Consider the following 14,010-nt stretch of genomic DNA (forward strand, 5'->3'; position numbering starts at 1 on the left):
AATCTAAATTAAAAGGGCCAAATTAATGGAATCAGGAATATGGATATCAAGAATGCTATAATATTCAACGGCAAACCAATGCGAACGAAATCAGTAAACTTATAGTTTCCTATACCTTGCACGATCAGATTTGTCTGGTATCCGATCGGTGTGGAGAAACTGGCAGATGCAGCCATACAAATTACCACAAAGAAAGGCATAGGACTAACGCCCATCTGCGAAGAAATGGAAAGTGCCAACGGGAAAGCCAATGCTGCAGCAGCATTATTTGTGATTAACTCAGTAAATAAGTTCGTGATAATAAACACGGCAGCCAATAACACCTGCGGTCCGTAATGTTCAGTCAGACCGATGATATAACTTGCCACCACATCTGCCACACCAGAATTCACCATCGCTTTACTAATGGCAAAAGCACAGGCAATGGTTATCAGAATATCCCAAGAAATGTATTTGGTATATTTACGCGCCGGGAAGATTTTTGTCCATGCCATAATAATAGTAGTCACGGAAACAAAGAAAAACATATCCAGCTTAATATCCGGGAATGCTTCTTTCACAACCGGTAACTCCCCTACTGTAGCTCCGGCAATCATTAATATCAGCAAGATAAGAGCAAACCAACGTTTTCCTTTTCCGGGAACCGGCTCGTTGTCTTTACCATTAGCCAACAGAACGAACACTGAGGATTCTCCCCAAGTCTGAACGAAAGAATCATCTGCCATCACCACCAGCGTATCGCCATCGCGCAGGACTTCATTATCCAGATTCTCCGTAATGCTCTGTCCGCTTCGCTTGATTTCCTTAACAGCAGCACCATAGTGACGTTTAAAATTAAACTCACCCAGTTTCTTGTTGATACCCGGAAAACGGGGACCAAGCACTGCTTCAACCCGATGCAAACTACTATCCTCCTCCTGGTCGTCATCCAGTTTTACCGCATCCGTACGAACATCAGGCAAAAGTTTGGAAGAGAACAGAAACAAATAAATAATACCTGCAATAGCAATGAAAATACCGACTTTGCCCAACTCAAACATGGTGAATCCTTCATAGCCAGCCTCTAATATCATGCCATGTACCACTAGATTGGTAGAAGTTCCAATTAAAGTACAGATACCACCCAAAATTGTCACATACGAAAGAGGTATCAGAAACTTAGTAGCCGGTAATTTTACCGATTCAGCCCAACGTTTTATAATCGGGGCAAATATGACAACAACTGGAGTATTATTAAGAAAAGCAGATATAAAAGAGATAGTGGGGAGCATGCGCAACTGGGCCTTAAATACAGTTGTTTTTCCCATAGGAAGTAGCTTCTTGATTACTTGTCCCAATGCTCCCGACTGACGAATACCTTCGCTAACCAAAAACAACATGGCTACGGTAATCATTCCTTTATTACTGAACCCCTCCAACATTTCTTTAGGGCTCAGAATACCTGCACATAAGAACAAGACTACAACGGAAAACAATACCATTCCTGGACGCATTTTATCCAATACTAATGCAACAACCATGCCCAAAAGTGACAAAAGCACGAATATTATCTCAAATGTCATAGATTCATTGTATCTTGTTAATACTTCATTCGCTTAGGCTCAACCACAAACCATGGGTTCAGCAAATCCTCTTTATTGTAACAAAGCGGTTCTTCTTTTCCCGCCTGATAGACTTCCATTCCTGCCGCACGTGCAATGGCATGTCCGGCAGCAGTATCCCACTCCATAGTAGGTGCAAAACGAGGATATACATCTGCTTTTCCTTCTGCTACAAGGCAAATTTTTATAGAACTGCCACTTGAAATTAATTCGACCTCAGCATGCTGACGTTTCATCTCTTCAATGTAGGATTCTGTTTCAGGCGTCAGATGTGAACGGGAAGCAACGATTACAAATTTATCTCTTGCAGCCTCAGCAGGCAAACGGGTAGCAGATGCCATTAATTCCTCCAATGAAACATCTCCGCGTGAAGTAATGCCGGATAACCTATACGCACCGATATGTTCTTCTGCAAAATAGAGTTCTTGCTTCACCGGAAGATAAATCACCCCCATTACCGGCACTGAATGGCTCACCCATGCTATATTTACAGTAAACTCACCATTCCGCTTTATGAACTCTTTTGTTCCGTCCAACGGGTCTACAATCCATAAAGAATCCCATCCACAGCGCTCAGTATAAGGCAGATGCTTTCCTTCTTCACTCAAAACAGGAAAAGGGGTAGCATTCAAATATCCGGTAATGGTTTCATGAGCTTTACGGTCGGCAATGGTCAAAGGAGAGTTATCCGCTTTTTTTTCAATTTCAAAATCTGATGCCGGGTCATTATAGATAGAGAGAATGTCCGCACCGGCGTGCAGAGCTGCATCTATCGCGTTTAATATATATCGTTGTTCCATATATGGTATCTATACTTATATAGTGTGCAAAATTAAAAACTTTTTCATCCTCAAAAGTTTCCACCCTCAGTTTTATAACTTCTTTTAAACTACATGATATATTTATAAGCACTTTTCACAATCGATAAAACAAAAAAGGTACTTCAACTTAATATTGAAGTACCTTATCCCAAAAACAGTTTCTTTTCCGGCTATTTTTCCAGAAAACAACTAAACTTTTACCTATTTTGCATATATTACAAAGTAACGATTGTCTTCATTTATTAACGCCAAATAGGAGCTTTACAAACCATTGATTATCAGACATAGTATAATAACAGTAATTCAGTATACGACTGAATAGGGTTCAGTATACGATTGAAACAGGTTAAATATACGACTAAACTCACAGGCATTGCCTTTTGTTCATATTTACTACTTACAGGTATAAATCACCAATCCACTCAATAATCATAACGAAGTGATTTATCAACGTCTGCTTTTGCCCTTATCGGCACAAACGTGAATCCCCATTCATAATTTTGATTGGCAGGTATTGTATAGCCCGGTTGCACTTTTGCTCCCCAACTATCATAACCAGCCACTCCTTGCTGTTTCATGTCAACAGACACCTCTACAAAATCCCGGGGAATAATGTCATTCACATGAGTCATCTTCCGCATCGCATTTTTAGCCTCATCCAGATCATGGTTTTCGATTTCTTTCGGAGAACGGTTCCGCCATTGATATGGACGGGATGAATCTTCCGCATCAAAATCTTCAATTGTATTTCTCAATGCATTAAAACCAATAGTCTTATCTGCCTGTACCAACAAACCACGTCCGCTCTTATCTGACAAGACAACCCAACGCGCATCTGTACGATGTCCGTTTTCTTGCGGACGAACATAATCCACATACATTGAGTCGGCAATAGTCTTATAGCGCCCTACCATGCTTCCGGCATTACGGTCTATATAGTTTTCTTCCGGACCACGACCAAAATACTCTACTATATTCATATCCTGCGGTATATGAAAACGTATCCCGATACGAGGTACTTCAAGATTGTCTTTCTTTTCTTTCTTTTTACCGGGAGTATAAGTCGCAAGATGAGTATCCTCCGGCACATCAGTCTTCACAGCCTCCTGGTCAGTAGCAGTAAACTTCACGGCCACATTCACCACTCCATCCGGATATATTTTATAATCGACACAATACTGATTTCCGGCAGGTAAATCATATACCACATTCAGTAGTGCATTCTTTCCCTCCATTCTCACAGCAGCATTGCTCACTTTAAAGTTATGGCTTGAAGCTTTCCAGATTTGCAGACGCTTCGGGTTACTGTTCCCGTAATCATTATCATTGGGTGCACGCCAGAAATTAGGTTGCACACCTGTCTCTTTATCAAAATATTCAAACCCATTTACTTTATAGGAAGTAACCATACCGGAAGTACGGTCAAACGCAAAATACACTTTAGGAGAAGAAACGACTAAAGTACTCCCCTCTTCTTTACAACCCAGGTCCGGTCCTGCTGCTTTATATGCAATCTTATTTGCTTCTACCGGCAATCTGAACTGTTCATAAGCAATTTCGTATCCTACCGGTATCAATGGCTCAGGCTGAGTGGTAACCACACTAAAATGTACATAGTATTCAACTCCCGCTTTTCCGTTCACATTCTTCACCGGAATTGAGAATTCTTTTTCCTCCTGAGGTGCTACATCCAAAGTCAAACTTCCTTTTTTAACAGGGATGCCATTGGCACGCAGCTCATAACGAATGGTATATTTTCTCAAATTAGTGAAATAGAAACGGTTTATAGCCCGATACTTACCGGCAGCTACATCAACAGCATCAAATGCTACATTTTGATGTACATACTTCACTTCTGCCATAGCAGGATGCGGCTTACGGTCGGGCCCCACCAGACCATTACAACAGAAATTACCATCGCTTGGCATATTTACTCCATAGTCTCCTCCGTATGTCCAGTATTTACGACCGTTCTCATCAGTTTCCGATATTCCCTGATCCACCCAGTCCCAAATATATCCACCCTGAAGATTTGGGTATTTATAGATTTCTTTCCATTGATCCCACAGATTACCATTTGAATTACCCATAGCATGAGAGTATTCCGATTGAACTACAGGGCGATCAGAACCTGTTTCTCCAATATATCGCAACCATTCTGCACTAGGGTATTGCGGTACGTACATATCCGAATTCCATTCCCACTGTGCACGCTCATAATTTACGGGGCGGTCCATTAGTTCTTTATCCTGATCCTTCAGCCAAAGATAAGTCTGATAGAAGTTGTAGCCATTGCCGGCTTCATTACCCAAAGACCAGAATGTTACAGAAGGATAATTCTTATTGCGTTCATACATGTTCATTGTACGATACATGTGTGGCTTCAACCATTCCCGATTATTACCCAGTGTTCCGCCTTTACGCAAGTCATAATACATTCCATGCGATTCTATATTGGCTTCATCGTAAACGTACAATCCATATTCATCACATAATTCATAGAAGCGGCGGTCTTGCGGATAATGGCAAAGACGAACCGTATTCAAATTATGCTGTTTCATCAACTCAAAGTCCTTACGCATCAGTTCTTCCGTTACATAATGTCCGGTGTGTTCATTATGCTCATGGATATTGACACCTTTCAGTTTCAGGGGCTGTCCGTTAATCATTAACACCACATACGGTTTCCCATTCTTAGCTATCTGGTCAATCTGTTTGATCTCGATACGGCGAAAACTGACATTGAAAGGAACGATTTCCGTCACTTTATCTTCTTCTTTCAATGATATCAGCATTTTATAGAGATTAGGGCCCTCGGACGTCCAGGTCTTTACTCCAGGTAAATTTGCACCAAATGTCACTGTCTGAATATCTTTGCCTTTCACGATACAACTCTCCGTAGCATTAGCAACCACTTTTCCGGAAGCTTTATCTATCAACTCATACAACACTTGCAAGTTTTTATCTGTAGCGGCGTTGTTACGAATATCGACAGCCAATTTAAAAATACCGTTCGTGTAACTATCATCCAATGTAGAAACTACCCGGAAATCTTTCACGGCAATTTTAGGTTGAGAGTAAAGAAATACATCACGTTCTATACCACTCAGACGCCAGAAATCCTGACACTCCAGATATGACCCCGTACTCCAGCGAAATATTTTCAGAACCAATGTATTTTTACCATTCTTTATATATTTGTTTATCAAGAACTCTGCAGGATTCTTGGAATCTTCATTATATCCAACTTCCTGTCCATTCAGATAGACATAAACACCGGACTTAGCACCCGCAATATGCAAATAAATATCACGTGACATCCAATCTTGCGGTACAGTAATTTCCCGTCGGTAAATACCTACCGGTATATCTTCCGGCAATTGCGGAGGCTGTGGATTCAGCGCTTTGAATTCATACCCGTGATTGGTATAAATAGGTACACCATATCCTTGCACTTCCCAGTTGCCAGGAACCTGAATATCATTCCACCCTTTCATATCTGCTACTTCCTGCACAGCATCTACCGGCAAATTACGATGTGAATCCGAATAATAGAACTTCCATGTCCCATTCAGTAACTTATAGAAGTTACTATTCTCATATTTCCCACTCAATGCACTCTGACGGCTATCATAGGTCATAAAAGCCGTACGGGGAGACTCCCTGTTCACAGAAACAGTCTGTATGTCCTGCCAATAAGGAAGAGTATGCATTTTATTATCACCTGCATTTGCCAGCACAGAGCTACCTAACATGCATACTCCCAATAAAATTACTATACCTTTATTCATACCATTAGATTATGTTACACAAATTATTTACAAAATAAATCTTTTACTTAATACAAAGAACTTTTTATCATCTTTTTTACATATTCTTGTATCTCATCAAAGCTTCCAAATAGTAATAATCTGCATAGATAAGGGGAACATCTATTTCTTCACCATGTGGAATACTTCCAACGCTATGCATCAGTATAAAATTGCAGTTCGTTCCAGGTTCGGCCAGATAGGCAGGAGATGAAAGAGACTTCAAGATATGTGCCGCAGCGGCACTATACTTCTTACCGTCCGTTACATAACCTGATAATTCTAAAAAGGCAGAAGCAACAATAGCAGCAGCCGAAGCATCACGTGGTACTACCTTAAAGATTTCCGGGTCATAATTCCAATCAGGCACATAGTCTTCTTGTCCTGCATTAAAATCCCAATAAGGAATGCCATCTTCCGGCAAGTTCGGGTGATTCAGCCAGAAATCGGCTGTATGAACTGCCATATCGAGAAAATCTTGCCGGTGAGTTTCACGATAAGCCATTGTATAGCCATAGATAGCCCATGCCTGTCCACGAGCCCAAGCCGAGTTATCTGAAAAGCCCTGGCAAGTGGCTTGATTTAAAACTTCACCGGTTTCGGCATCATAATTCACAACGTGATAATTGCTGTAATCTTCACGAAACTGGTTCTTAGCTGTCGTCTCAGCATGACGATTAGCCACTTTTGCGTAAACAGAATCTCCTGTCACTTTCGTAGCAAAGTACAGCAATTCCAGATTCATCATATTGTCGATAATGACCGGATAAAACCATTCATCCTTGCCATTCCAGGATTTCCGATAATTCCATGATTTAATACAACCTGTTTTCTCATTGAAACGAGTACACAACGAACGGGCAGATTCGACTAATACATCTTTATAAGCCTCATTTCCGGTTAAACGATATGCATTCCCGAAACTGCAATACATCAAGAAACCAATATCATGATGATTGGTCATTTTCTTCAGGGGTTCAAGTGATTCCGTCCACTTTATTGCAGCCTTTTTCCAATCTTCTTTGTTGGTATATTCATATACATACCACAGACAACCGGGATAAAAACCTTCCGTCCAGTCATTTTTACGAGTTACCTTCAGTTTCCCGTCTTTACCTATCGTACGAGGATATTCGGTAGCTTCAGGCACAGCCTTCAACTGATTGGACAGTTGTTGTTCCGCCCTGGTAAAACCTTGTTCTACAATGCTCGTATCTTCTCCTCCACTACATGCTATCAACACTAATACCGATATGCACAAAACGTAAAATACTTTCATTCTATATATTTTATATATTCAATTAATGATTGCATATTAATCAATCTATAAAATCCAATCAAATAAAAATTTATATAAGAAAGGCCAATACCTGTATTACAGAACCGACATGACCTTTCTTATATGAACTTTATTATTCCCAGCCAGGATTCTGTTTCAGATTACTATTTTTAAAGAGCTCCGTATTTGATATCGGATAGAAATACAATTTATCACTTATCTTTCTGGACTCCAACGTAAACTTCTTATAGCTTACCTCATCATTGCTCTTTGTTATTTTCACTCCATAAACATCTTTGGATTCAGCCAATTCTTTCCAACGACGGAGATCCCAAAAACGATGTCCTTCAAAGGCGAGTTCTACTCTACGCTCATGTTTCACGCGTTTCAGGAACTCATCAGAAGATAGAATATCTGATAGTGCCGGCATATTCACACCCGTTCTGCCACGAACCGCATTCACTGCTGCCAAGGCAGTCATACCACATTTATCCGTAGTATAGTTAATATCACCATAAGCGTTCACCATGGCCTCTGCATAGTTCAACAGAACTTCAGCATAGCGAAATAATACCCAGTTGTGATGAGTTGCAGCAGAGGAAGAACCAGCTTCAAAACTGATGCTGTTATTTACATACTTACGCAAATAATAACCGGTGGAAGTAGCATTCGTTAAAGGCAAACCATTGGCACCGCCTTCATGAATTTCCACTGCATTCTTAGCCGGCCATGTCATACCATTATGCACAATCGTCAAATAGAAACGGGGATCTCTGCCTGTATAAGGATTCTGACTCATAGCTTCATTATTCCAGTCAAACTCCTCACCTGTTGCCATTTCAAATGCACTTGCCAGGTTTTCCGTCGGGCAGGTAGTTGTTTTACCACCTGTTACACCCATAGGAAAGTTGGCTGCTTCAAAACTGGTACTTGTTCCTGTAGGACGTACCAAGATCACTTCATTACTTGCCGTATTAGTAGCACCAAACAGATTTGAAAAACTGGCATCCAGCTTATAACCTAATGCAGAACTCTGACCAATAATTTCATAAGCAGCTTCTGCAGCAGCCACCCACTTACTTTTATTATTACCGGAATTAAATAACGGACTGGCAGCGTACAAAGCGGCACGTGCCTTTAGTGCCAAAGCCGCACCTCGCGTTGCACGTCCATACTCGCTACCAGGCATTTTGGTATAATCTACAGGTAGAAGTGTAGACAGTTCCGTGCATTCCGAAATAATAAAATCGAAGATCTGTTCTGCCGAAGCAGGTTCTGCCGCATTGGCTTCAGCCTGAGTGACAACCTTAGTTATCAGAGGTACATTTTGATAACGTCTGACCAATTCAAAGTAGAAATAGGCACGCAGAAAGCGAACTTCATATTCAAAGTTAGGATAAGTGATCATCCAGTTATCATAATCGTTGGTATTTTCCCATGTTTCAAATTTCAACCCCGTCAGGTTTTCCAAATAGAAGTTGGCATCATGGATACCATTATAATAATTGGCAAATTGATCATCAACCGTATAATTAGGCGACCAGGTACCATTCACAAAACGCTTTATATTAGATGATTCATAAATATGAACCGCATCATCTGTGGCAGCATCCAGCATGGCACCATCGATATTACAAAAATTCGAAGGCAGATAGCCATAAACATCTGTTACAAATTGCTTAACGCGATTATAGCTTCCCTGAATTTCTTTCAAAGAGTAGTAATCCGATTCATTGCAATCCATAAAATCACAGGATGCCAACAAACTGACAGAGATAAATATCGCAAATAATTTCTTTAGTTTCATAACATTCATTTTTTTAGAAAGATAGATTAAATCCGAATGCATATTGAGTCATAGTAGGATGTTCTGTACCGATGGATTCCGGGTCACGAAGATCAATTCCATCCAGACAGAATAAGTCATGTCCACGAGCAAAAACTTTCACGCCAGCCAGGAAACCAGTCTTCTTCAACAACTTCGTTGGGAAGTTATAGTACAACTCCAAAGTTCTCAACTTCAAAAAAGAAGCATCGGACACCCACATAGAGTTAGTATTGTAATTATTATCCGATCCGGAATAAGTCAGGCGAGGCAAGGTTCTGTTAGGATTCGATTCACTCCAACGGTTTTCCCAATAATAAGTAGAGATTGTATTGTTGTTGACAATCGGACGGTAAACACTTGCCGTATTCAATACTTTACTATAATTACCTACACCCTGAAACAGTGCATAAACTCCAAAACCTTTGTACTCCAATCCTAAATCAAATGAATAATAGATTTCAGGACAAGTTGCATTATAACCTAAAGGTACCTGGTCATAGGCATCGATTTTATTGTCACCGTTTTGATCCTTAAACATCAGATCGCCCGGACGTACATCACCTAACAATTGCTCCACACCGCGATTATCTATTTCATCCTGAGATTTATAGATCCCTATCACTTCATAACCGAAAATTTGGTTCATAGAACTTCCTGTGCGTTTGAGATAATCATACGGGCGATATTCTTCATTCTGATTTTTAATTTTATTGCGGGTAAAGGTGAACTGCCCACCCAGATGATATTTAAAGTTACCGATATTATCATCCCACGCCAAAGAAGCTTCAATACCTTTATTGTCGACAACACCATTATTGATCTGAGGCACAGACATACCGAATATCTGGGAAACAGAACCACCACTACTCACCAGAATATCTGTACGGTGATCGTAGAATGCATCTAAGGTCATCGTCAACTTATTCCAAGCCCTGAAGTCAATACCGACATTCAGTTTATGGGATTTCTCATAAGTCAACCCATCAATTCCCAACTGAGTAAACTTCATACCGGATGAAGAAGAAGGCACATTAGTGGCATTCTGGAAATAGTAAGAATTTCCACTGCCATAAATATTCTGGAACAGATTTACACCATAGTCAGCACGACCGGAAATACCATAAGAAGCCCTGACCTTTAAAAGATTCAGCCAATCTCTCTTCATGAAATTCTCCTCAGACAAAATCCAACCTGCACCTATCGCAGGAAAAATTCCCCAACGATCATCCGGATCAAGTATGCTGGAAGCAGAACCCGATAATGAGAAATCAACCAGATAACGGTTATTATAAGTATAGTGTGCACTACCCACTATATCCATAAATGCACGTCCGGAGTTCTGACTTTTTGTTTTTGCCTTATCCATAGAGTACAGCAAAGTTGCATTTAAACTATGTTTATTCCATTGTTTGATATAATTGGTATAAAACTCCAGGTTAAAATGAGTGGCAACCGAACCTACACTCTTCGAGAAACCCAAAGTTCCTTCATTACGTAGGGTTGTATAGATATTCTCACCGGTTGCAAAATCAACAGATGCGGACTCATAGCCAAATTCTTTAGTATTATTGTCCCAATATGAAGCGGTATTATCTATACCTACTTTAAAACCTGCCGACCAACCGGGAAGTATAGCAGACAAATCCTGCTTCATGTTCACATCCGCATACATGGCACGCGTTTGAGAACGCGCATATCCTCTACCGGAAATAAGGGCGACCGGATTATTGGAATAATTAGTTGTACCACCCCATATACCCCTGTCTGTCTTTACAGGAAATGCACCTGAAGGTACCTGGAATAAGGCATTGAAAATCTTATCTGTGCTCTCGCCCGGACGATTATGCTCCGTGAAATTACCCAATAAATTTAACTGTACAGTAGTCGTTGGACTTACCGTGATATCCAGATTTGTGCGGACGTTCAATCTTGAATATTTCAACTGCGTAGAATAACCATCGTTATCTGATGTCGGTTTCAATAGACCTCTATTATCCAGGAAGTTCAGCATCGTATAGTAACGTACAAACTGACTTCCTCCTTGTGCTGTGAAATTCACATTATCACCGTAACTCATGTCTCTCAAAGATTCATCCAACCAATCTACATTCGGATAAACACCCGGATAAGTCTGATTCTTGAATGCATCCAGTTCCGTACCCGAATAGCGGGGAGCCAAGCCATCATTCTCCATCGCCTCATTCAATGCCATGGCATACGTATACCCGTCAGCAAATTTAGGCAAACGCTTAGGAGAAGCCATATTAAATTCATAAGAGAAAGTGATCTTAGGTGCACCTACCGATCCTCGTTTTGTTTTCACAAGAATAACACCATTTGCACCCCTTATGCCATACAAACTGGTAGCCACAGCATCCTTTAAAACGCTGACTGATTCTATTTCTTCAGAACTCAATTCATCAATCGAACGTTCAAAACCATCCACCAGCACCAACGGACTATTGGAATTCAAAGAGCTATTTCCACGTATATACAGCGTTGCGCCATTCTCCCAAACCGTACCGGCTTTTTGCAAAACCTGTAGTCCGGGAAGCGTACCGAATAACTGGTTAGATGGTTTTATGCTGTTCTTATGTGAGAGATTCGTTGTAACAGAAACTGCACCGGTCATCTCTCTTGCATCCATGGTAATAGTACGTCCCATTTCTACCACCTCATCATTCTGACGGACTATCAGTGTGTCTTCCTGAGCCATTACGCCAAGTGAACACAGTACGCCAGTCAAAAATATATTGATCTTTTTATTCATAATATTTTTCATTTCTAAGTTCCAGAAACATTATTCCCAACCCGGATTCTGTATCAATCCGTATCCCTTATTCACCTCGTCCTGCGGGAAGGCACTAAAGTACCAGATAGAAGAGAATCCACCGGCATTCCACCAAGCACGGTTTCTATCTGTTTCAGCCAGAGAGAAAGGTTCGCAAATATACGTGCCATCCCCTTTATTCTTATATACATTCAGCCCATGTAAAGGTGTATTGAACTTATCTTCCATTTTCCAACGGATGAGGTCGAAGAAACGTACTTCTTCGTAACCAAACTCACAAGCACGCTCACGAAGAACTGCTTCACGGAATTGTTCTTGCGTCATTCCTGTTTTCAAGCCACCCAAGCCTACACGTGCACGTACTTCATTTACGCATTGATATGCCTGGCTGTTAGGGCCGCCATTATATTCATTCAAAGCTTCTGCATAACTCAGATAAAGTTCAGCAATACGCAGATGTGGCCACTGGATAACATGTCCGCTAAGTTCATTACCACGATCCAATCCCCATTTACGACAAGCCAATCCGGTTTTCAGACTTAAACTATGCATGGCTCCTTGTCCCCAGTCTTTCCCTTTCGGATAATTAGTTTTATCACTGGGATACTCCTGAGTCAATTCAACAGTTCTTCCCTGATAAATATCGCCATCCAATATAAAGGTTTCGTTTAAACGAGGGTCGCGGTTCACGAATGGGTTTGCAGTATGTTCAGGATTGTTCCAGTCAAAATCTGAGCCATCAGCCATCGGGAACATATCGAAGTATTCTTTAGTGGGACAATAGCCTCCCCAACGGATGGCATTCCACAACACCAGTTGTCCGGCACTTAAACTTGCCGAATAGATATTCCGATGTACAGAAATCAGTGTTTCGGTAGTTCCACGGTCAAAGTAAGCTTTGCGGAAAGCATAACGATATTCACTAGGTGAAACATCATTTTTTTGTACCAAACGATAAAAGCCATTCTGGCCGAGGGCATTAAAGAAAGCCTCACAAGCATCTACAGCTTTTTTCCACCGTTCGCGGTCGTAATTACCAAACCAGGTCATGTGCTGTTCCGAAGCCTCTCCGGCAGCATAAGGCTGATCGCTGTTTAGCAACGGGCTTGCCACAAACAATAAGACTCTCGCTTTCAATCCGTAAGCACCAGCTTTGGTCAAACGACCATCCCACTGTGCCATATCTTCATCCGAAATTCTCCATGGAAAGTCCTGACAAGCTATGACATCATTCAGAAGTCCTATGATAAAATCAACAGTTTCCTGCAGGGTTGCACGTTTAGGCATTTCGTCATCAGCTGCAATCACCCTATCTACTATGGGGAGTCCACCATAATGACGCAACATGTGTGCATAATAGATAGCAACAAGCATTTTGGCTTCTGCTTTCAGACGCTCTTTCTCAGTTTGGGTCATATCAGGCACACGGTCTACATTATTATAAAGTATCCATGCATGGCGAATTGCCGACCACATGTGAGTCTCGCTTTCATTAAAACGAATCTTAGTAGTCATGTAAGTTGCTCTGGGAGTATTCTCGACAGAGGAATTATAACTACCTGAATAATAAACACGTTGAACACCGGAGTATCCTACATTATCGCAATTCAAATCGGTGAGTCCTTCAATAGTTCCCAACCACATGGTAGTATAATAGCCACTGGTTTCCAAACCATAAGGCAAATATTGATAGCTATACGACAATACGCGACGGGCATACTCTGCCGTAGAAAATACGGTGTCAATCGTAACATCCGTACTGGGCGGCTTCTGCAGGAATTTATCCCCGAAAGCCAAATCCTCACACGCCATTGTCACAAATAGACCTAAGGCCAATAATATAACGTGAAAATGCTTTCTTATATTTTTCATAATAACTGT

7 protein-coding genes are annotated in these 14,010 nt (G+C 41.0%); all 7 read right to left on the reverse strand.

Annotation, left to right across the window (positions count from 1 at the left end; genetic code table 11):
- Window positions 1-8: 8 nt before the first annotated feature.
- The 7 genes from BWI44_RS20860 to BWI44_RS20890 all read right to left on the reverse strand — a co-directional run bounded on the left by BWI44_RS20860 (window position 9) and on the right by BWI44_RS20890 (window position 14,001).
- Window positions 9-1,562 carry an SLC13 family permease gene (locus BWI44_RS20860; protein WP_117694478.1) on the reverse strand — a complete coding sequence of 518 codons (1,554 nt, stop codon included), beginning with the start codon at window positions 1,560-1,562 and terminating at the stop codon, window positions 9-11.
- Window positions 1,563-1,579: 17 nt separating this feature from the next.
- Window positions 1,580-2,401 carry a 3'(2'),5'-bisphosphate nucleotidase CysQ gene (cysQ, locus tag BWI44_RS20865; protein ID WP_118477398.1) on the reverse strand — a complete coding sequence of 274 codons (822 nt, stop codon included), beginning with the start codon at window positions 2,399-2,401 and terminating at the stop codon, window positions 1,580-1,582.
- A 443-nt stretch (window positions 2,402-2,844) separates the two neighbouring features.
- Complete coding sequence (locus tag BWI44_RS20870; RefSeq protein WP_455550321.1) at window positions 2,845-6,213, reverse strand: glycoside hydrolase family 2 TIM barrel-domain containing protein; 3,369 nt, start codon at window positions 6,211-6,213, stop codon at window positions 2,845-2,847.
- A 76-nt stretch (window positions 6,214-6,289) separates the two neighbouring features.
- Window positions 6,290-7,510 (reverse strand): glycoside hydrolase family 88 protein, encoded by a 1,221-nt coding sequence (locus BWI44_RS20875; protein ID WP_007663815.1) that lies wholly within the window; start codon window positions 7,508-7,510, stop codon window positions 6,290-6,292.
- Window positions 7,511-7,643: 133 nt separating this feature from the next.
- Entirely contained in the window at window positions 7,644-9,317 is a 1,674-nt protein-coding gene (locus BWI44_RS20880; protein WP_370808059.1) for a RagB/SusD family nutrient uptake outer membrane protein, read from the reverse strand.
- Window positions 9,318-9,330: 13 nt separating this feature from the next.
- A complete protein-coding gene (locus BWI44_RS20885; protein ID WP_195209148.1) occupies window positions 9,331-12,108 on the reverse strand; it encodes a SusC/RagA family TonB-linked outer membrane protein in 2,778 nt (925 codons plus the stop codon).
- Window positions 12,109-12,138: 30 nt separating this feature from the next.
- The gene (locus tag BWI44_RS20890; protein WP_007663819.1) at window positions 12,139-14,001 is read right to left on the reverse strand and encodes a RagB/SusD family nutrient uptake outer membrane protein; all 1,863 of its coding nucleotides are present in this window, start codon (window positions 13,999-14,001) and stop codon (window positions 12,139-12,141) included.
- Window positions 14,002-14,010: the final 9 nt, after the last annotated feature.

The organism is Bacteroides sp. Phil13, from assembly GCF_001940965.1.
In the GTDB taxonomy this organism is placed as follows: domain Bacteria; phylum Bacteroidota; class Bacteroidia; order Bacteroidales; family Bacteroidaceae; genus Bacteroides; species Bacteroides intestinalis.